Below are 20,564 nucleotides of genomic sequence, written 5' to 3' on the forward strand. Positions count from 1 at the left end.
GGGTTTCAAGCGACGGCAACGACGTCGAGAATGCGCTGCACCACACGGTCCTGGTCAATGCCAGCGGCTTCGGCCTCGAACGACAGGATGATGCGATGGCGCAGCACGTCGAACAGTACCGCCTGGATATCTTCCGGGCTGACGAAGTCGCGACCGGCCAGCCAGGCATGGGCGCGGGCACAGCGGTCAAGGGCGATGGAGCCGCGTGGGCTGGCGCCGTAGGCGATCCACTCGGCCATTTCCGGGTCGAACTTGGCCGGGGTGCGCGTGGCCATCACCAGTTGCACCAGGTATTCCTCCACGGCGTCGGCCATGTACAGGCCGAGGATTTCCTTGCGCGCGGCGAAGATCGCCTGCTGGCTGACACGCCGCTCTGGCTTGGTTTCGCCGTTGAGCGCTTCGCCACGGGCTTGTTGCAGGATGCGTCGCTCGACGGCGGCGTCCGGGAAGCCGATTTTCACATGCATCAGGAAACGGTCGAGCTGGGCTTCGGGCAGCGGGTAGGTGCCTTCCTGCTCGATGGGGTTTTGCGTGGCCATCACCAGGAACAGCGGCGACAGGTCGTAAGTGCTGCGCCCGACGCTGACCTGGCGCTCGGCCATGGCCTCCAGCAAGGCTGACTGCACCTTGGCCGGGGCGCGGTTGATTTCGTCCGCCAACACCAGGTTGTGGAAGATCGGCCCTTGCTGGAACACGAAACTGCCGGTTTCCGGGCGATAGATCTCGGTGCCGGTGATGTCGGCGGGCAGCAAGTCGGGGGTGAACTGGATGCGATGGAACTGCGCTTCAATGCCTTCGGCCAACTCTTTGATGGCCTTGGTCTTGGCCAGGCCTGGCGCACCTTCCACCAGCATATGGCCGTCGGCGAGCAAGGCGATCAGCAAGCGATCGATGAGTTTTTCCTGGCCGAGAATCTGCGTAGAGAGAAAGGTTCGCAGCGCAAGCAGCGCTTCACGATGTTCCATCGATGACGGTTCCTGGAGAGATGAGTCGGGGCATCGTGAAAAATGCCAAGGCCTGGGGCGTCTACTTTAATGCATCGAGGGGGGCGGCGACTAACGGAGTAACGGGTATTTTTGGCAATACTTGTAGGATTTTTGTGTGTAACGCACAAACAGAGGCACGCGTACTTTCTGTTGCGAACACCGTTACTGTGGGAGCTGGCTTGCCTGCGATGGCATCGCCCTGGTCTGACTGATAGACCGAGTCGCCCGCATCGCAGGCAAGCCAGCTCCCACATTTTATCGTTGGTGCGGTTTAAATCCGGGTGAAGGTGCCGGTACCGTTGAGAATGTTCTGCAAGGTCTCTTCAACCTCGTCCAGGTCGGAGGCGGCCGTGGCGTGGGTGATCTCCAGCTGGTCCTTGCCGCCCAGGGCATCGGCATCACCTGCGGCCAGTTCAACCAGCAGGGTCGTGGCGCCCAGGGTGACTTTCAGCCCGTCGAGGGTCGACGGTTCGTAATCCCAGGTCAGTTCCACTTCGTCCTCATCCGGGTAGCGGGTCAGCATGAACATCTCGCCGTTCTTGCCGTGGCAGCAGAGCATCGCCATGTTGTCTTCTTCGTCATCGCACGGGGTGACCATCAGGGCGTCGGTTTTCAGCTGCAGCATGTGGAATCCTGTCTGGGTAGGGCGTAATGCGGGCAATTGTGCCATTGCGGCGAATTTTGTGCTGCATCCTGTGTCAGACCCAGTGCATGACCTGACGGGCACTATCAGTCATTTCTGGTACTCGCGGGCATTGAAATAGCCGGTTTCTTTGCCGGATATTGCGGGTCGCCCAAGTAGCAACCCAACGCCTGCTTACCGATGACCGAATATGTCGCAGCGTCGCAAGCAGCGGGCTTCCCACACTCGTTAAGCTGCGCAACGGATGTGCCCTGTGCCGGGAACCTGACCTGCCCGTCGTACCGTCGCCTGGCAAGGCGTATGTCCAATGGAAGTTGTATGTGACCTGACTGTCTTGTCCAGCTTCACTCACCTGTCACCCTGATTCGCTAGTGTGCTTATATCAGTACCAGCGAACAGCGCTGACGGTCTCCCCGCAAGGGGATAACACGCGACGCTTCCATCAATAACAAGCCCAAGCGGAGTACCACAGATGGCGTTCTTCACCGCAGCCAGCAAGGCCGACTTCCAGCATCAACTGCAAGCGGCACTGGCGCAGCACATCAGTGAACAGGCACTGCCACAAGTGGCGCTGTTTGCTGAACAATTTTTCGGCATCATTTCCCTGGACGAACTGACCCAGCGTCGCCTTTCCGACCTGGCCGGTTGCACTCTTTCTGCGTGGCGCCTGCTTGAGCGCTTTGACCATACCCAACCGCAAGTGCGGGTCTACAACCCCGATTACGAACGTCATGGCTGGCAGTCGACCCATACTGCGGTCGAAGTGCTGCACCATGACCTGCCATTCCTGGTGGACTCGGTCCGTACCGAGCTGAACCGCCGCGGCTACAGCATCCACACCTTGCAGACCACCGTGCTCAGCGTACGCCGTGGCGCCAAGGGCGAGCTGGTGGAAATCCTGCCAAAAGGCACCCAGGGCGAAGGCATCCTGCAAGAATCGCTGATGTACCTGGAAATCGACCGCTGCGCCAACGCCGCCGAACTGAACGTGCTGAGCAAAGAGCTGGAGCAGGTGCTGGGCGAAGTACGCGTGGCCGTGGCTGATTTCGAACCGATGAAAGCCAAGGTCCAGGACCTGCTGGCCGGTATCGACGCGAGCCAGTTCAGCATCGACGGCGAAGAGAAGGCCGAGATCAAGAACTTCCTGGAATGGCTGGTGGGCAACCACTTCACCTTCCTCGGCTATGAAGAATTCGTGGTACGTGACGAGGCGGATGGCGGTCATATCGAATATGACGCCGATTCGTTCCTCGGCCTGACCAAACTGTTGCGCGCCGGCCTCACCGCCGACGACCTGCGCATCGAAGACTATGCCGTGGCCTACCTGCGTGAGCCGACCGTGCTGTCGTTTGCCAAGGCGGCGCACCCGAGCCGCGTGCACCGCCCGGCGTATCCGGACTACGTGTCGATCCGTGAGATCAGCGCCGACGGCACAGTGATCAAGGAACACCGCTTCATGGGCCTGTACACTTCGTCGGTGTATGGCGAAAGCGTGCGGGTGATTCCGTATATCCGTCGCAAGGTCGCGGAAATCGAACGCCGCTCCGGCTTCCAGCCCAAGGCTCACCTGGGCAAGGAACTGGCACAGGTGGTTGAAGTGCTGCCACGCGACGATTTGTTCCAGACCCCGGTCGACGAACTGTTCAGCACCGTGATGTCGATCGTACAGATCCAGGAACGCAACAAGATCCGCGTATTCCTGCGCAAAGACCCTTACGGTCGTTTCTGCTACTGCCTGGCCTACGTGCCACGCGACATCTATTCCACCGAAGTGCGCCAGAAGATCCAGCAAGTGCTGATGGATCGCCTGAAGGCTTCGGACTGCGAGTTCTGGACTTTCTTCTCCGAGTCCGTGCTGGCCCGTGTGCAGTTGATCCTGCGCGTTGACCCGAAGAACCGCCTGGACATCGACCCGCTGCAACTGGAAAAAGAAGTGGTACAGGCTTGCCGCAGCTGGCAGGACGATTATTCCAGCCTGGTGGTGGAAAGCTTCGGCGAGGCCCACGGCACCAACGTGCTGGCGGATTTCCCGAAAGGTTTCCCGGCCGGTTACCGCGAGCGTTTCGCTGCGCATTCGGCCGTAGTCGACATGCAGCACCTGCTCAGCCTGACCGAAGCCAACCCTTTGGTAATGAGCTTCTACCAGCCGCTGGGCCAGGTTTCCGGCCAGCGCGAGCTGCATTGCAAGCTCTACCACGCCGACACCCCGCTGGCGCTGTCCGACGTGTTGCCGATCCTGGAAAACCTCGGCCTGCGTGTGCTGGGTGAATTCCCGTACCGTCTGCGCCATGCCAATGGCCGTGAGTTCTGGATCCATGACTTCGCGTTCATTGCCGCCGAAGGCGTGAACCTGGACATCCAGCAGCTCAACGACACCCTGCAGGACGCGTTTGTGCACATCGTGCATGGCGACGCCGAAAACGATGCGTTCAACCGCCTGGTACTGACCGCCGGCCTGCCATGGCGCGACGTGGCGCTGCTGCGTGCCTACGCCCGTTACCTGAAGCAGATCCGCCTGGGCTTCGACCTGGGTTACATCGCCAGCACCCTGAACAACCACACCGACATCGCCCGCGAATTGACCCGGTTGTTCAAGACCCGCTTCTACCTGGCGCGCAAGCTCACCGCCGAAGACCTGGAAGACAAGCAGCAACGCCTGGAGCAAGCGATCCTCACCGCCCTGGACGACGTCCAGGTGCTCAACGAAGACCGCATCCTGCGTCGCTACCTGGACCTGATCAAGGCCACCCTGCGCACCAACTTCTACCAGACCGACGCCAACGGCCAGAACAAGTCGTACTTCAGCTTCAAGTTCAACCCGCACGCGATCCCTGAATTGCCTAAGCCAGTGCCGAAGTTTGAAATCTTCGTGTACTCGCCACGGGTTGAGGGTGTGCACCTGCGCTTCGGCAACGTCGCGCGCGGCGGCCTGCGCTGGTCCGACCGTGAAGAAGACTTCCGTACCGAAGTGCTTGGCCTGGTAAAAGCCCAGCAAGTGAAAAACTCGGTCATCGTGCCCGTGGGTGCGAAGGGCGGCTTCCTGCCGCGTCGCCTGCCATTGGGCGGCAGCCGGGACGAGATCGCGGCCGAGGGCATCGCCTGCTACCGCATCTTCATTTCCGGCCTGCTGGATATCACCGACAACCTGAAAGACGGCGCCCTGGTGCCGCCGGCCAACGTCGTGCGCCATGACGACGATGACCCGTACCTGGTCGTCGCAGCGGACAAGGGCACTGCGACCTTCTCCGACATCGCCAACGGCATCGCCATCGACTACGGCTTCTGGCTGGGCGATGCGTTCGCGTCCGGTGGTTCCGCCGGTTACGACCACAAGAAGATGGGCATCACCGCCAAGGGCGCGTGGGTCGGTGTGCAGCGTCACTTCCGTGAGCGCGGTATCAACGTGCAGGAAGACAGCATCACCGTGGTGGGCGTCGGCGACATGGCCGGTGACGTGTTCGGTAACGGCCTGTTGATGTCCGACAAGCTGCAACTGGTCGCAGCGTTCAACCACCTGCATATCTTTATCGATCCAAATCCGAACCCGGCCACCAGCTTCGTCGAGCGCCAGCGCATGTTCGAGCTGCCACGTTCGGCCTGGACCGACTACGACACCAGCATCATGTCCGAAGGCGGCGGTATCTTCTCGCGCAGCGCGAAGAGCATTGCCATCTCGCCACAGATGAAAGAACGCTTCGACATCTCGGCCGACAAACTGACCCCGACCGAACTGCTGAACGCCTTGCTCAAGGCGCCGGTGGACCTGTTGTGGAATGGCGGCATCGGTACCTACGTCAAGGCCAGCACCGAAAGCCATGCCGACGTGGGCGACAAGGCCAACGACGCGCTGCGCGTCAATGGCAACGAGCTGCGCTGCAAGGTGGTAGGCGAGGGCGGCAACCTCGGCATGACCCAGCTGGGTCGTGTGGAATTCGGCCTCAATGGCGGCGGTTCCAACACCGACTTCATCGACAACGCCGGTGGTGTGGACTGCTCCGACCATGAAGTGAACATCAAGATCCTGCTCAACGAAGTGGTGCAGGCCGGTGACATGACCGACAAGCAACGCAACCAGTTGCTGGCGAGCATGACCGACGAAGTCGGCAACCTGGTGTTGGGCAACAACTACAAGCAGACCCAGGCCCTGTCCCTGGCTGCGCGCCGTGCCTACGAGCGTGCCGCCGAGTACAAGCGCCTGATGAGCGACCTGGAAGGCCGTGGCAAGCTGGACCGCGCCATCGAGTACCTGCCGACCGAGGAGCAGCTCACCGAGCGCGCCGCGAATGGCAAGGGCCTGACCCGTCCGGAGCTGTCGGTGCTGATCTCCTACAGCAAGATCGACCTCAAGGAAGCGCTGCTCAAGTCCCTGGTGCCGGATGATGACTACCTGACCCGTGACATGGAGACCGCGTTCCCACCGAGCCTGGTCGCCAAGTTCTCCGAGGCCATGCGTCGCCACCGCCTGAAGCGTGAGATCGTCAGCACCCAGATCGCCAACGACCTGGTCAACCACATGGGCATCACCTTCGTTCAACGACTCAAGGAGTCAACGGGCATGAGTCCGGCGAACGTTGCTGGCGCTTATGTGATCGTGCGTGACATCTTCCACCTCCCGCACTGGTTCCGTCAGATTGAAGCCCTGGACCACCAGGTTTCCGCTGACGTGCAACTGGAGTTGATGGACGAACTGATGCGCCTGGGCCGCCGCGCGACGCGCTGGTTCTTGCGCAGCCGTCGCAACGAGCAGGACGCTGGGCGTGACACCGCGCACTTCGGTCCGCACCTGGCGGCGTTGGGCCTCAAGCTCGACGAACTGCTGGAAGGCCCGACCCGCGAAGGCTGGCAGAACCGTTACGGCAAGTACACCGAAGCCGGTGTGCCGGAGTTGCTGGCACGCATGGTTGCAGGCACGACGCACCTGTACACCTTGCTGCCGATCATCGAAGCCGCCGACGTGACCGGGCATGACGCCGCTGAAGTAGCCAAGGCCTACTTCGCCGTCGGCAGCGCCCTGGACCTGCCGTGGTACCTGCAGCAGATCAGCGATCTGCCGGTGGCCAACAACTGGCAGGCCCAGGCCCGTGAAGCCTTCCGCGATGACGTGGACTGGCAGCAACGCGCGATCACCATCTCCGTGCTGCAAATGGCCGACGCGCCACAAGACATGGAAGCCCGCGTGGCCCTGTGGCTTGAGCAGCACAAGGACATGGCAGAGCGTTGGGTGGCGATGATGGTGGAAATCCGTGCCGCTGTGGGTACGGACTACGCCATGTACGCGGTGGCCAACCGTGAGTTGCTGGACCTGGCGTTGAGCGGTCAGTCGGTGCTGCAGCCGGCTTGATTCAGCTGTAAGACAAAAAGCCCCGTATCCTGAGATACGGGGCTTTTTTTTTTGGTTAAAAACTGGCATTGGCCAGGCACGGCTGGATGACTCTTTTCAAGCCGTTGTTGTTTGTAGGCAACAAGAACGTTGCGGTCAGCGGTTTGTCACCCTCTTTGGCGGGCGCTATTGAGAGTTTTAGTGTCTGGCCGCGTGAGGCATCGCTGGCCCAGTAGGCTAATTCGTCGTGTGGAACAGTAGCACTGAGCGCAAATATCGTACCGATCTGGAATGCACCGCCGTAAGTCCAGACGCCGTTTACCGAGTGATCGATGGCCGTGCGTGTTGCAGTAGTGATGCGCAATGGCCCATTTGCGCTGGCGTCTGGTCCTTCGAATGGCGTGATGTCAAAGCCCAGTGATTCCGGTGTGATTTGCAGTGCAATGCTGGCGGTCGGGCTCTTTGGGAAACAGCTGATCTCAAGGCTGGCCTTGACGTGGTAGTCGCCGTAAGCGCTGCCACCGAAGGTGCGGGCGGTCAGCATCGGGCTATCCGCGTAGGGTTGTTCAAGCAACCACACGGGCGCTGCCGAGGTGATGATGTCAGTCCCGGCAGTTAACGCGTCGCCGGCCCGTAGATCGGCACTGAACTGCGTAATGACCAGGCCAGTGACCAGTGCGAAAGTGAGGGGGTGCATAGTGCTATTCATCCGTGTTCAAGGCTTTAGGAATGAACGCAGTTTTGCAGTTCTATAACCGTCCGTGCTGTCGGTGATTTCGTAAATCAGCGTTGTAATTGTAGTCAGTCAGGGTGGGCCATCTGGCCCTCGTGGCTGAGCAATTTGGCTTCCAGGTGATCCAGATGTTGGGTCATCAGCTTTATTGCGCTGTTCACATCGCGTTGTTCTACGGCATCCACAATCGCTTCATGCTCTTGCCACGCGCAATAGGTGCACGCCTTCGCTTCGTACTGGGCAATGATCAAGGAGGTTAACGGCACCAGGCTGTTGAGAAATTGCGCCAAGGGCGCGTTACGCGCCATCGCTGCGAGTTGCAGGTGGAATTCTCCGGAGAGGCGAATGGCTGGCCCGCGTTGGTCCCGTTCAATATGCTCACGTTCCCGAGCAATCAGTTCGCGTAGATGCCGGATCTGCGTCGACGTGGCCTGCGCACAGGCCAATTGCACCACGGTGATTTCCGTCAGCCGCCGCGCTTCCAGGATTTCCCGGGTTTGCTGCGCATCCGGCGCAGCCACCTGGGCGCGCTGGTTGGGACGCAGAATGATCACTTGCTGATGGGACAGCTTTGCCAATACGCGGCGAATCACGCTGCGGCTCACCCCAAAGATCTCGCCCAGGCCTTCTTCGGTAAAGCGGCTGGCCGGGGCGATACGCTGTTCAAGAATGGCGTCGAACAGGCGCGGGTAGATGTCATCGACCGAAGGCTTTTTACCGGCGACCAGGCGCAGGGTCGGGAGGATAGGTTCGTAGTGCAAGGCGTGGGCGGTCATGGCCTGTCTCCAAAAAATCAGCTGCCCAGATGGTCGTCCGGGATGTTCAAGCGAATGCCCATGCGCAAGCCTTCCTGAAGGATGTGCCGACGCATCTCGGCGCTGGCCAGGGCGCTGTTCTTGTTGCGGATGGCGCGCACCACGGCTTCGTTTTCCTGCAGGCGCTCGGCCAGGTGTTCTGGCGAGTTGCGCAGTACCTGGGCGCTTTGCTTGAGGGCGTTGCTGGTCTGTTGCACCACGTTCTGGAAGATCGGGTTGGAGGTGAGGGCGAACAGTTCTTCGTGAAAACCTATGTAGGCATTCATTCCGGCCTCTGCGTCACCCGCGTCGAGGGCTTCGCGCATGTCCATCAGGGTCAGGCGCAGTTGGCCGACTTCCTTGCTGCTGATGGACTGGGCCACCAGGCCGACGATGAAGGGTTCGAGGGTGTAGCGCAGTTGCAGGATGTCTTCCAGGCTGGCGTCGGCCACCGCATCGCTGGATTGCGGCTCGCTGACGCTGGTTTCCAATACGACCACGCCTTTGCCGGGCATGGAGCGCACCAGGCCGAGGGTTTCCAATACGATCACCGCTTCACGCAGGCTGGGGCGGCTGATGCCCATCTGTTCGGCCAGTTCGCGCTGGCCGGGGAGCATTTCACCCCGGCGCCACTGGCCACGCGCCAGGGCGGCGCGGAGTTTTTCTACCACTGAATTGACGACGGTTGAGGTGCTGATCACGTCTACCTCTCCTTTATGTTGCGAATACATTAGCGAGCATGGCGACTCTTAACTGTGGGAGCGGGCTTGCTCGCGAATGCGGTCATTCAGTCAATCCATCTGTGACTGACCCAGCGCTTTCGCGAGCAAGCCCGCTCCCACATTTGAACGGTGTCACTCATGAAATCGGTCAGAACTCTTGGTGCGCGGGCAATACCGGTTTCTTGGCCTGGAAGGCATACCCTTGCTGGCCGTCCAGCACCTTGTTGGCGCGCTGGATGTCGATGTCTTTTTCCCAGCGGGCGATGGCCACGGTGGCGACGCAATTGCCGATCAGGTTAGTCAATGCGCGACCGATGCCCATGAACCAATCCACCGCCAGCACCAGCACCAAGCCCACCACAGGAATCGCCGGAATCGCCGTAAGGGTCGCCGCCAGGATCACCAGCGCTGACCCGGGGATCCCGTGGGCGCCTTTGGAGGTGATCAGCGATACCAGCAGGATGGTCATCAGATCAGTCATCGACAGCGGCGTGCCGGTGGCATTGGCGATAAACACGATGGCCAGGGTCAGGTAGATGGAGAACCCATCGAGGTTGAACGAATACCCGGTCGGAATCACCAGGCCCACGGTGGAGCTGCCAATGCCCAGATGTTCGAGTTTACGCATGATCTGTGGCAGCACGGCGTCGGAGGAGGCGGTGCCCATCACGATCAGCAGCTCTTCACGCAGGTATTTGAGCAAAGGCAGCATGCGCAGGCCCGACAGACGCATTACCAGGCCGAGGATCAGCCCGACGAAGGCAAAGCAGGTCAGGTAGAACAATCCCACCAGGCTGCCCAGGTGTTGCAGGGAATCCAGGCCGTAGGTGCTGGTGGTAAAGGCAATTGCGCCGAACACACCGATGGGAGCGAGGCGCACGATCATGCCCATGATGCGGAAGATCACATGGCTCAGTTCATTGATCAGCCGCGAGATGCCCGAGGCGGCTTCGCCCACCAGGTTCAACGCACTGCCGAACAGCACCGAGAACAGCAACACCTGCAACACGTTGTTGTCGGCAAAGGCGCCGATCACCGAGTTGGGGATCAAGTCCATGAGAAACTGGCTGGTGCCGCGGATGTGCTGGCCCTTGTCGGCCAGTTCATTGAGGCCGGCGGACGACAACTGCTCCAGGTGGATATTGGCGCCTTGGCCGATACCGGTGCTGAAAGCCATCACCAGACCGATCACCAGGGCGACGGTGGTCAGGATTTCAAAGTAGATCACCGACTTGAGGCCGATGCGTCCGACTTTCTTCAGGTCGCCCGCGCCGGAAATGCCGCTGACCACCACGCAGAACACGATCAGGCCGATCAGCATCTTGATCAGCTTGATAAAGCCGTCACCCAGGGGTTTGAGTTGCGAGGAGAATTCGGGAAGGGCCAGACCGCAGAGGATGCCGAGCATCAGGCCAATCACGACTTGCAGGAAAATCGAACGCGAGCACCATCTGAGCATGGGAGGGATCTCTATTCGGTGCCCTGGTGGTTCCAGGGCTTAATTGTTGTGGTCTTACCGGTAAGTCCAGTGCGCGGCCAGTCTACGCCCGGTATTTTTGAAATCACAAGCAATTATTTGGCGGTTGACAGGTCCCGGTCTGACCAGTTGGTCGGTAAGGGTGATGCTTGAGCGGTTGGCGCGAGGGAAATTTTTTCGCTTATCATCCGCCGCTCGGCACATGAGGTGATGGATGGACGCACCAGGACTGACCACCGACGAAACCGGGCAGACCTACTGCACCTGGCGCACGGCCGCGCCGGAATACCCGCGTTACCACGACCAGGAGTGGGGCGTGCCGGTGGCGGATGATATCCAGCTGTACGAGAAGATCTGCCTGGAAGGCTTCCAGGCGGGCATGGCGTGGATCACCATCCTGCGCAAGCGTGAGCAGTTTCGAGCGGCGTTCGAGGGTTTTGATTTTCGCCGGGTCGCGCAGTATGGCGAGGCGGAAATTGCGCGGTTGATGCAGGACCCGGGCATCGTGCGTAATCGGGCCAAGATAGTGTCCACCATCAACAATGCGCGCCGGGCCTCTGAGCTGGTGGACGAGTCGGGTTCGTTGGCACGCTGGTTGTGGGCGTTTGAGCCCAATGAAGATGAGCGCCCGACACGGGTGGATATGGCTTATTGGACGGGCAACCCCACATCACCGGCTTCGGTACGTTTATCGAAAGCCTTGAAGAAGCGTGGTTGGACCTATGTGGGGCCGACCACGATGTACGCGTTGATGCAGGCGATGGGGATGGTCAATGATCATTTAGAAGGCTGTGTCTGCCGGCCACAGATCGAAGACCTGCGCCGCCAGTTCAAACGCCCCTAATACCTGACGAAACACAGTTCAAACTGTGGGAGCTGGCTTGCCTGCGATAGCGGTGGGTCAGCCGAAACATCTGTCACTGATACACCGCTATCGCAGGCAAGCCAGCTCCCACATTTTTACTGCGGTGTGGCGAATTATTGTGGCAAGGGGGTAAGCACCTCAGCCTTGTCATCCAGCACCATCACTACCAGCAACTTGGCCGGTTTTGTCTGGCTGGCATTACTCGATTCAAAGTGCCGCGAACCTGCAGGTTCGTAGAACGATTCGCCGACCTGGTAGGTTTTCGCTTTATCATCATTCACCCGCGACGTGATCGCGCCTTCCAGCACATAGGCCACGGCCGTGCCCGTGTGGCTGTGGGGCACGGTGGCCTGGCCGGGGGCGTAGTCCACGGTGAGCATGATGGTTTTCTTGCCGGGTACATTGGTCAAAGCGTGTTCTTGCAAGACCTTGATCGACTCCTGGTTGTACACCGGTTCGTGGGCAAAGGCGCTGAGCGAGGCGAGCATCAGGGAGGCGGCGAGCAGTCGTTTCATGGCGAAGTTTCCGAGTAGTTCGAGACTTCTTTACCCTACGCCGCAAGGCCTGGGTGACCAATGACCAATCCTGGCTAAGACCAGGAGACCAATGCTTCAGTGGTCGAAATCCAGGCGACGGGCCAGGTGTTCACGGGTCAATTCGATAAAGCCTTGCAGGGCCGGCAATGCGAAGTGTGCGCTGAGCTGCTCGGCACAGGCCCAATGACCCGTGACGGTCCACAGATCGGGGTCTATCGGGTCGCGGTGCACCCTGTAATCCAGGCAGCCGGGGGCGGTGCGCACGGCGTCGGCTATCTGCTGCAGGCGCATGCCCAGTTCCGCTGAGCGCCCGGCTGCCGCACGGACATGGACAGTGTTGAAGGCACAGGCTGGCATGGCGATGGTCTCCGAGGTCGGGTCAGTGCACAGGCTAGAGCCTGACTGAGCCAGGACCAATGACCAATCCGGCGGAAAATTCACTAGCCAATCTGCTGAAGAATGTCTCGCACCTTGTCCAGCGCCGGGTCGATGTCCAGGGTTTCGATGGCGCCGAAGCCGATGATCAGCCCCGGGCGGACCGGCGCATCGTGGAAAAATACATCCAAGGGGTACAAACCCACTTCTACCCGGCGCGCCAGTTCCATCAGCAACGGGATGTTCACCGGCACCTTGCACAGCGCCGCCATGTGGAACCCGGCCACGGTAGGTACCGCCTCGAACCACGGCGACAAATCACCTGCCAGGCGTTGCAGGATGCGTTCACGGCGCCCGGCGTAAACCGTGTGGCAGCGACGGATATGCTTGAGCAGGTAGCCTTCACTGATGAACTTGGCCAGGGCCCATTGCGGCAGTGTGGAACTGTGCTGGTCGGTCAGCTGCTTGGCCTTGAGGACTGCGCCATAAATCGCGGGTGGCAGCACCGCGTAACCGAGGCGCAGCTCCGGCAGCAAGGTTTTCGAGAAGGTGCCGACGTAGGTCACCACGCCACGGGTGTCCATGCTTTGCAGGGAGTCGGTGGGCCGTCCTTCGTAGCGGAATTCGCTGTCGTAGTCGTCCTCGATAATGATCGCGCCCAGTTCGAACGCCCGCGCCAGCAAGGCTTCACGGCGCGGCAGGCTCATCGGCATGCCGAGCGGGAATTGGTGCGAGGGCGTCACGTAGATCAGGCGTGTGCCGTCGGGAATCCGCTCGACCTGAATGCCCTGTTCATCCACTGGCACGCTGGCGACACGGGCGCCCATGGCCATGAACATCTGGCGCGCGGGGCTGTAGCCGGGGTCTTCCATGGCGACAATGCTGCCCGGTTCCAGCACTACACGGGCGATCAGGTCCAGCGCCTGCTGTGCGCCGTTGGTGACTACGATGTCGCTGTCGCGGCAGTTGACCCCGCGTGAAAACGCAATATGCCCGGCGATGGCACTGCGCAGCGCCGGCAAGCCTTCGGGCTGGCTGTAGAAACCGCTGTTCTGGGCGATGCGGCGTAGAGCGTCCTGGGTGCAGCGCCGCCATTCATCCTGGGGGAACTGGTTGCGGCTGGTGGCGCCGCCGATAAATTCATAGCGCAGCGTGCTGTCGCGGGTGGGGTGGCGCATGGGCGAGGGCAGTGATTGCCACTTCGCCAGGTTAGCGGCGCAGGCCAGGTCAGTCGCGGCTTGCAGGCGTTCGGTCTGTGGCGCGCGGGCGTTGACGAAGGTGCCGCGCCCCGTCTTGCCGATCAATAAACCCTCGTAGGTCAGGGTGGCGTAGGTGTCCGACACGGTCTTGCGTGACACACCCAACTGCTCGGCGAGCAAGCGGCTGGGCGGCAGCTGCGCGCCGGCCGCCAGGCGCCCGGAGCCAATGGCTTCACGCAACTGTTGGTACAACTGTTCGGCCAGATCCTTACGGCCGTTGATCACCACGTGCAGTTCCATGTCTTATTCCGGGCATTTACTTTGCGCCAAGCGTACGCGCGTGCGCGGCAGGCTCAAAATGGTCTCTGCATAAACCGGCCGATTGGCTATAGGGCTTATGCCCTGTGGGTTCTAGGCTGGACTGTCATTGAACCTACCGCCAGAGAGCAATCCCCATGGAACCCCGCCTGGATTACTACACCGCCTCACCGCAGGCGCTCAAAGGCATGCTGATGCTGGAGGCGACGACCTTCGGCTTGTCCATCGAAAAGCCTTTGCTGGAACTGATCAAGATCCGTGTCTCGCAGCTCAACCACTGTGGTTTCTGTACGGACATGCACTCGATGGCGGCACGTCAGCGCGGCGAGACCGAGCGACGTTTGTTCGCGTTATGCGTCTGGCGGGATTCGCCGTTCTTCACGGCGCGGGAAAAGGCTGCGTTGGCCTGGAGCGAATCGGTCGCGACACTGCCGACCTCGACGGTATCGGATGAATTGTTTGCCGCCGTGCGGGTGGAGTTCAGCGAGCAGGAACTGGTAGACCTGACCATGGCGGTGTCCAGCATCAGTGGCTGGAACCGCCTGGCGGTCAGTTTTCGACAGCAGCCGCCGAATGCCTGATCAGGACAGGAAACCACCGTCCACGTTCAGCGACACACCGGTGGTGTAGCTCGATGCATCGCTGGCCAGGAACAGCACCGCGCCAGCCATTTCGCTCGGGTCGGCCACGCGCTTGAGCGGGATCTGCGCCAGCGCCATTTTCAGGATCGCGTCGTTCTTCACCAGCGCCGAGGCGAACTTGGTGTCGGTCAGGCCCGGCAGCAGGGCATTGCAGCGAATGCCGAACGCTGCGCACTCCTTGGCGAACACCTTGGTCATGTTGATCACGGCGGCCTTGGTCACCGAGTAGATGCCCTGGAATACACCGGGGGAAATCCCGTTGATCGACGCGACGTTGATGATGCTGCCGCCGCCGTTCTCGCGCATCAGCTTGCCGGCTTCCACGGACATGAAGAAGTAGCCACGGATGTTCACGTCAACGGTCTTTTGGAACGCACCGAGGTCGGTGTCCAGCACGTTGCAGAACTGTGGGTTGGTCGCGGCGTTGTTGACCAGGATATCCAGGCGCCCGAACTGTTCGCGGATACCGGCGAACACTTGGGTGATCTGTTCCATTTCACCGATATGGCAGGCCACGGCCGTGGCTTTGCCGCCATCGGCGATGATTGCGTCGGCCACGTGCTGGCAGCCTTCGAGCTTGCGGCTGGATACGATTACATGGGCGCCTTGCTGGGCCAGCAACTTGGCGATGGCCTCGCCGATGCCACGGCTGGCGCCGGAAACGAATGCGATCTTGCCGTCGAGGTCGAACAGGTGGGTCTTGGACATAGCGGTTCCTTAAAGGGACGATTTGCTGATGACGTTCAGGCTCATCTGCTCCAGCAGCGTGTTCATGTGAATGAACTGCGCAAAGCGTTTGTCCTGGGTCTGGCCATGGAAGAAGCGGTAGTAGATCTGCTGCACGATGCCGGCCAGGCGGAACAGGCCGTAGGTGTAGTAGAAATCGAAGTTGTCGATCTGGATGCCCGAGCGTTCAGCGTAGTAGTCGACGAATTCACGGCGGGTGAGCATGCCCGGCGCGTTGCTCGGCTGGCGGCGCATCAGTTGCACCGGCGCCGGGTCGGCCGCTTCGATCCAATAGGCGAGGGTGTTGCCCAGGTCCATCAGCGGGTCGCCGAGGGTGGTCAGCTCCCAGTCCAGCACGCCGATGATCTGCATCGGGTTGTGCGGGTCGAGGATCACGTTATCGAAGCGATAGTCGTTGTGCACGATGCTGGAGGTCGGGTGGTCGGCGGGCATCTTGTCGTTGAGCCAGGCGCGTACCGCTTCCCAGCGCGGCGCGTCGGGGGTCAGGGCTTTTTCGTAGCGATCGCTCCAGCCACGGATCTGGCGCTCTACATAGCCTTGCGGCTTGCCCAGGTCGGCCAGGCCGCAGGCGCTGTAGTCCACCTGGTGCAGTTCGACGAACTTGTCGATGAAGCTTTTACACAGCGCTTCGGTCTTGGCCGCGTCCAGGCCCAGTTCAGGCGGCAGGTCGGAGCGCAGGATGATGCCGCTGACCCGCTCCATCACATAGAACTCGGCGCCGATCACTGACTCATCGGTGCAATGCACGTAGGCCTTGGGGCAATAGGGGAAGCCATCTTTGAGCTGGTTGAGAATGCGGTACTCGCGGCCCATGTCGTGGGCGGACTTGGCCTTGTGGCCAAAGGGCGGGCGGCGCAGCACGAATTCCTGGCCAGGGTATTCCAGCAGGTAGGTCAGGTTGGACGCGCCACCGGGAAACTGGCTGATGGTGGGCGTGCCGCTCAGGCCGGGGATATGGGCCTTGAGGTAGGGATCGATCAGGCTGGCATCAAGTTCTTCGCCTGGGCGAATCTGGGTCGATTGGTCGTTCAGCGCCATGCTTATCCCTTCTGCTTATTCTAAAGGCCTTGGACTATTTTCTAATCTAATGCGCACAACCGCCCAGCGACAAGGTCGGGGCGGCTTAATAGGTTAGCGTGTTGGACGATGATCAGCGTGCCTGATCGGTCATTTAGTGGGCGAGGGCAGGGCAACCGGCGTGAGCACCGGGCGACCGGCAAAGTATTCCACCAGGTTGTCGGCCACGCGCTGCACGGTGTCATGGGCCGCTTCGGGCGACAGGCCCGCGACGTGGGAGGTGAGCACGGTATTGCTGAGTTTCTTGAGGGCGTCGGGCACTTGGGGTTCGTCGTCGAATACATCCAATGCGGCGCCACCGATGCGGCGTTGCTCCAGGGCGGCGACCAGGTCGGCGGTGACTACCACGCTGCCACGGCCAATATTGACCAGGTACCCATTCGGGCCCAAGGCATCCAGGGCGTGGCGATCGATCAAGTGGCGAGTGCTGGAGCCGCCGGGTGTGGCCAGGATCAGGAAGTCCGAGGTGCGCGCCAGTTCCACCGCAGTGGCGCAGTAGGTGTAGTCCACATCATCGCGTGGCTGGCGGTTGTGGTAACTCACCTCCATGCCAAAGCCCAGGGACGCGCGCTTGGCGATTTCCAGGCCCACCGCACCCAGCCCGAGGATGCCCAGTTGCTTGCCGCCCAGGGACGGGCGCATCACTTTCGGCCATTCGCTGCGGCGTACGGCGGCGTCGGTCTGCGGGATGCCGCGCACCAGCGACAGCAGCAGTGCCATGGCGTGATCGGCCACCGACGGCGCATTCACCCCGGCGCCATTGGTCACGACGATCCCGCGATTGCTGGCGGCTTGCAGGTCTACGTGCTCGTAGCCGGCACCGATCACACAGATGATTTCCAGCAGGGGCAGGGCGGCGATTTCCTCGGCGTACAAGCCCAGCGGGCCACGGGTCAGCACGGCCCTGATCTGGCTGCCATGGGCCTTGATGGCTTCGGCGCGTTCGGCGGGTGTCGGTGCCAGGATCACATGAAAGTCATTGCCCTCGATGATGGGCAGGTATTCGTTGATGGTTTCAACCAGGACCAAAACAGTAGCGGTCATCGGAAGGCTCTTCCTGAAGGGTTTGAGGGGAGGAGTATGCCGTATTTGTGCGGTCAGAAGCGGACCTCGGCCGCGCATGTACGCTTCACGAACGCCCCGGCAAGGGTCGCATTGTGATGCTCGATAATCGCTTCGGCCTTGAGTGCCGGTGTGTCCATGCAGGTATGGCCGTCTTCCGGTAGCACCACCGAAAACCCTAATTCCACGGCTACCCGGCAAGTGGTGTCGATGCAGAACTGGGTTTTCATACCGGCGATCACCAGGTCTTTGACCTGCGCTGCTCTCAGTTGCTGTTCTAGATTTGTGCCCAGGAAGCAGCTGGGGCGGGTCTTGTTGAACAGGTGATCGCGGGACTCATCCACCTCAAGCTCATGCCACAACTGCCAGAGCGGGCTCCCGGCTGCAATCGGTGAACCTGCCGGGCCGGTGTGACGGGCGAAGAAGATCGGGGCGCCAGCATGGCGTGCACGCTGAATCAGCAGGTTGAGGGTGGCGAGCACGCGTTCGCGCTCGAAGGGTTTTTCCGGGCCATCGTATAAGCCGGTTTGCATGTCGATGATCAGCAGGGCGTCAGCCATGGTGTTGCTCCTTGTGATAGCCATATGGACGGAGCAATAAAAAGGCCCCGTCCATCGCTGGCGGGGCCTTGGGTTGAATCTGTGAAGTGTCTAGCTCAGGCACTCACAGCCACCGCGCGACCCGCCGTAAGCGGTCGTGGTGGTGGTGCGGGTGAGGAAGCGCTGGAAAATGTTCATGGCCTGATCATGCCGGGACGGAGGAAGGGCTGTCAACGGCCAGTAGGGCATTTCGTGCAGCAACCAGGAACTCATCCGACAGACCAATGCCACGTGTTGCACGCGCCAGGGTCACTGCGCCAATCATCATCGCGTAGTTGGCCAGCATTGCCTGGCGATCTCCATCCTGTAGCTGCGCAAAGACCTCCAGCGACTTCTCGACGCCCTCAATAAAGGCGTGCTGCAAGGCGGTGTCGGCGGGTTCATGGCACATGTCCGGGGCGAAGGCCGACACAGGGCAGCCATCGCCAGGGTTGTCGCGATGGGTGGCTGTCAGATAAGGCCCCATCACGGCCTCGCGGGCAGCCTGTTGATCTTCGCTGTGATCGATTTTTGCCTGCCAGCCCTGGTTCGCTTGCTCGAATGCCTGCTGGCAGGCTTCGGTGGCGAGGGCTTCCTTGGAGGCGAAGTGCCCGTAGAAACCGCCGTGGGTCAAGCCAGCGGCGGCCATAACGTCTGACAGACTAATGCCGTGCAAGCCGCGTTCGCGAAACAGATGCGTGGCAGCCTCGACGATGATTTCGCGATTGAGTTCGGCTTGTTTGCGGGAAACGCGAGGCATGGCAGGGCTCTCTGGATAAACGGCGGATGCTGGATGAAAACTACAGGATCACGTGCGATTCTAAAATAGATTTGTGCGGGAATGTATATTCCACATTCAGCCGCACGCCCCGAATACCGCCGTATACAGGTGCCCCTGCGGGCCTGCACCGCACCACGGTTCCTCAGCTAAGTCTTTGCTTATTCACAAGAATCCCGGACAATCCGGCCCCTTCTATGGTCGGGGCGCTGCCTGTCAGGTTTTTCTGACTCGTCCCGGCCGTGTAAATGCGGAGATCCGACCGGATGAATGATCAGGCCAATAGCGTCGACGAACGCTATGCAACGACACCTGCAACCCTCACAAGCTGGAGCCGCCAGGACACCACCTGGATGCTTGGCCTGTTCGGCACCGCCATTGGCGCCGGTACGCTGTTCTTGCCGATCAACGCGGGCCTGGGTGGCTTCTGGCCGCTGGTGATCCTCGCGCTGCTGGCGTTCCCGATGACCTTCTTCGCCCACCGTGGCCTGACCCGTTTCGTGCTGTCCGGCCGTGAAGGCTCCGACATCACCGACGTGGTTGAAGAGCACTTCGGCATCAAGGCCGGCGCGCTGATCACCTTGCTGTACTTCTTCGCCATTTTTCCGATCCTGCTGATCTACAGCGTGGCGTTGACCAACACCGTCGGCAGCTTCATGGAGCATCAACTGCACATCATGCCGCCACCACGGGCGCTCCTGTCGTTTGTGCTGATCCTCGGTCTGCTGGCCGTGGTGCGTTGCGGTGAGCAAGTGATCGTCAAGGCGATGAGCCTGATGGTGTATCCGTTTATCGTCGCGTTGCTGTTCCTGGCGGTGTACCTGATCCCGCACTGGAATGGCGGCATTCTCAGCACCGCCAGCGTGGTGCCTGCGCCGTCCGCATTGCTCAGTACCTTGTGGCTGGCGATTCCGGTGATGGTGTTCTCGTTTAATCATTCGCCGATCATTTCGGCCTTTGCGGTGGACCAGAAGCGCCAGTACGGCGTCCACGCTGATGAGCGCAGCTCGCAGATCCTGTCTCGCGCGCATCTGCTGATGGTGGTGATGGTGCTGTTTTTCGTGTTCAGCTGCGTGCTGACCCTGTCGCCGGCGCAGCTCGCCGAGGCGAAGGCACAGAATTTGTCGATCCTGTCGTATCTGGCCAACCACTTCAATAACCCGACCATCGAGTTCGCAGCGCCCTTGATTGCGTTCGTGGCGATTGCCAAGTCGTTCTTGGGGCATTACATCGGTGCGAGTGAAGGCCTCAAGGGGTTGGTGCTGAAGACCGGTCGTCGTCCTGAGGCCAAGCGTCTGGACCGGATGACGGCGGCGTTCATGTTGGTGGTGTGCTGGATCGTTGCCACGTTGAACCCAAGCATTCTCGGGATGATTGAGGCGCTGGGCGGTCCGATCATTGCTTCTATCCTGTTTCTGATGCCGATGTATGCCATCCGTAAGGTGCCGGCTATGGCCAAGTACCGTGGGCAGGCGTCCAATGTGTTTGTCACGGCGGTGGGGTTGGTGGCGATCAGTGCGGTGGTTTATTCGTTTTTTGCTTGAGGCTGGTGTGGTCTGTCTGACTGCACCTTACTTGCGATAGCGGTCTGTTGGTGTATATATCCGTTGCTGCGGTGATGGCTGATATTGGTTCCGCCCTTACGGCGGGTCACTTTCGAAAAGCGCGAAAGTAACCAAAGCGCTCTTGCCCCAACACTCGGCACCTCGCCTA

18 protein-coding genes are annotated in these 20,564 nt (G+C 60.7%); 4 read left to right on the top strand and 14 right to left on the bottom strand.

The genetic code is table 11. From position 1 onward, the window contains the following. Window positions 1-5 precede the first annotated feature (5 nt). Window positions 6-965, bottom strand: coding sequence for a MoxR family ATPase (locus EJ576_RS24380; RefSeq protein WP_003174327.1), 960 nt, complete (start codon window positions 963-965; stop codon window positions 6-8). Window positions 966-1,257: 292 nt separating this feature from the next. Next, entirely contained in the window at window positions 1,258-1,611 is a 354-nt protein-coding gene (locus tag EJ576_RS24385) for a hypothetical protein (RefSeq protein WP_028616470.1), read from the bottom strand. 490 nt (window positions 1,612-2,101) lie between these two features. Here EJ576_RS24385 and EJ576_RS24390 point away from each other — a divergent pair, with 490 nt between their 5' ends. Beyond that, window positions 2,102-6,970: an NAD-glutamate dehydrogenase gene (locus EJ576_RS24390; RefSeq protein ID WP_028616469.1), complete on the top strand. Its 4,869-nt coding sequence runs from the start codon at window positions 2,102-2,104 to the stop codon at window positions 6,968-6,970. Between the two features lie 55 nt (window positions 6,971-7,025). Here EJ576_RS24390 and EJ576_RS24395 read toward each other — a convergent pair whose 3' ends face one another. The 4 genes from EJ576_RS24395 to EJ576_RS24410 form a co-directional block, all read right to left on the bottom strand. After that, the gene (locus tag EJ576_RS24395) at window positions 7,026-7,646 is read right to left on the bottom strand and encodes a hypothetical protein (protein ID WP_122728377.1); all 621 of its coding nucleotides are present in this window, start codon (window positions 7,644-7,646) and stop codon (window positions 7,026-7,028) included. Window positions 7,647-7,750: 104 nt separating this feature from the next. Beyond that, the gene (locus EJ576_RS24400; RefSeq protein WP_122728217.1) at window positions 7,751-8,458 is read right to left on the bottom strand and encodes a GntR family transcriptional regulator; all 708 of its coding nucleotides are present in this window, start codon (window positions 8,456-8,458) and stop codon (window positions 7,751-7,753) included. Between the two features lie 17 nt (window positions 8,459-8,475). Then, window positions 8,476-9,177 carry a FadR/GntR family transcriptional regulator gene (locus tag EJ576_RS24405; protein ID WP_012724653.1) on the bottom strand — a complete coding sequence of 234 codons (702 nt, stop codon included), beginning with the start codon at window positions 9,175-9,177 and terminating at the stop codon, window positions 8,476-8,478. 169 nt (window positions 9,178-9,346) lie between these two features. Then, on the bottom strand, window positions 9,347-10,672 hold the full coding sequence (locus tag EJ576_RS24410; RefSeq protein ID WP_174890959.1) for a C4-dicarboxylate transporter DctA: 1,326 nt from the start codon (window positions 10,670-10,672) through the stop codon (window positions 9,347-9,349). Window positions 10,673-10,889: 217 nt separating this feature from the next. Between EJ576_RS24410 and EJ576_RS24415 the strand changes: the two genes are divergently transcribed. After that, entirely contained in the window at window positions 10,890-11,519 is a 630-nt protein-coding gene (locus tag EJ576_RS24415) for a DNA-3-methyladenine glycosylase I (RefSeq protein WP_126571334.1), read from the top strand. Between the two features lie 134 nt (window positions 11,520-11,653). On the opposite strand, the gene EJ576_RS24420 is transcribed toward EJ576_RS24415, so the two are convergent. From EJ576_RS24420 to EJ576_RS24430, 3 genes are all read right to left on the bottom strand, one after another. After that, window positions 11,654-12,055 carry a cupin domain-containing protein gene (locus EJ576_RS24420; RefSeq protein WP_126571335.1) on the bottom strand — a complete coding sequence of 134 codons (402 nt, stop codon included), beginning with the start codon at window positions 12,053-12,055 and terminating at the stop codon, window positions 11,654-11,656. A gap of 96 nt (window positions 12,056-12,151) precedes the next feature. Continuing rightward, window positions 12,152-12,433 (bottom strand): putative quinol monooxygenase, encoded by a 282-nt coding sequence (locus tag EJ576_RS24425; RefSeq protein WP_126571336.1) that lies wholly within the window; start codon window positions 12,431-12,433, stop codon window positions 12,152-12,154. 83 nt (window positions 12,434-12,516) lie between these two features. Continuing rightward, window positions 12,517-13,950, bottom strand: a complete 1,434-nt coding sequence (locus EJ576_RS24430) for a PLP-dependent aminotransferase family protein (RefSeq protein WP_126571337.1) — start codon at window positions 13,948-13,950, stop codon at window positions 12,517-12,519. Window positions 13,951-14,105: 155 nt separating this feature from the next. Between EJ576_RS24430 and EJ576_RS24435 the strand changes: the two genes are divergently transcribed. Further along, the gene (locus tag EJ576_RS24435; RefSeq protein WP_122728206.1) at window positions 14,106-14,549 is read left to right on the top strand and encodes a carboxymuconolactone decarboxylase family protein; all 444 of its coding nucleotides are present in this window, start codon (window positions 14,106-14,108) and stop codon (window positions 14,547-14,549) included. On the opposite strand, the gene EJ576_RS24440 is transcribed toward EJ576_RS24435, so the two are convergent. The 5 genes from EJ576_RS24440 to EJ576_RS24460 all read right to left on the bottom strand — a co-directional run bounded on the left by EJ576_RS24440 (window position 14,550) and on the right by EJ576_RS24460 (window position 18,833). Beyond that, entirely contained in the window at window positions 14,550-15,317 is a 768-nt protein-coding gene (locus tag EJ576_RS24440; RefSeq protein ID WP_010210056.1) for an SDR family oxidoreductase, read from the bottom strand. 9 nt (window positions 15,318-15,326) lie between these two features. Further along, complete coding sequence (locus tag EJ576_RS24445; protein WP_122728204.1) at window positions 15,327-16,394, bottom strand: phosphotransferase family protein; 1,068 nt, start codon at window positions 16,392-16,394, stop codon at window positions 15,327-15,329. A gap of 129 nt (window positions 16,395-16,523) precedes the next feature. Beyond that, entirely contained in the window at window positions 16,524-17,477 is a 954-nt protein-coding gene (locus EJ576_RS24450) for a 2-hydroxyacid dehydrogenase (RefSeq protein ID WP_122728202.1), read from the bottom strand. A gap of 53 nt (window positions 17,478-17,530) precedes the next feature. Next, the gene (locus tag EJ576_RS24455; protein ID WP_126571338.1) at window positions 17,531-18,055 is read right to left on the bottom strand and encodes a cysteine hydrolase family protein; all 525 of its coding nucleotides are present in this window, start codon (window positions 18,053-18,055) and stop codon (window positions 17,531-17,533) included. A gap of 184 nt (window positions 18,056-18,239) precedes the next feature. After that, window positions 18,240-18,833, bottom strand: a complete 594-nt coding sequence (locus tag EJ576_RS24460; protein WP_122728198.1) for a TetR/AcrR family transcriptional regulator — start codon at window positions 18,831-18,833, stop codon at window positions 18,240-18,242. Between the two features lie 284 nt (window positions 18,834-19,117). On the opposite strand from EJ576_RS24460, the gene EJ576_RS24465 reads away from it, so the two are divergent. Beyond that, window positions 19,118-20,395: a serine/threonine transporter gene (locus EJ576_RS24465; RefSeq protein ID WP_122728196.1), complete on the top strand. Its 1,278-nt coding sequence runs from the start codon at window positions 19,118-19,120 to the stop codon at window positions 20,393-20,395. The last annotated feature ends 169 nt before the right edge of the window (window positions 20,396-20,564 follow it).

The sequence above is a fragment of the Pseudomonas sp. C 49-2 genome, assembly GCF_003970195.1.
GTDB classification, from domain to species: domain Bacteria; phylum Pseudomonadota; class Gammaproteobacteria; order Pseudomonadales; family Pseudomonadaceae; genus Aquipseudomonas; species Aquipseudomonas canadensis.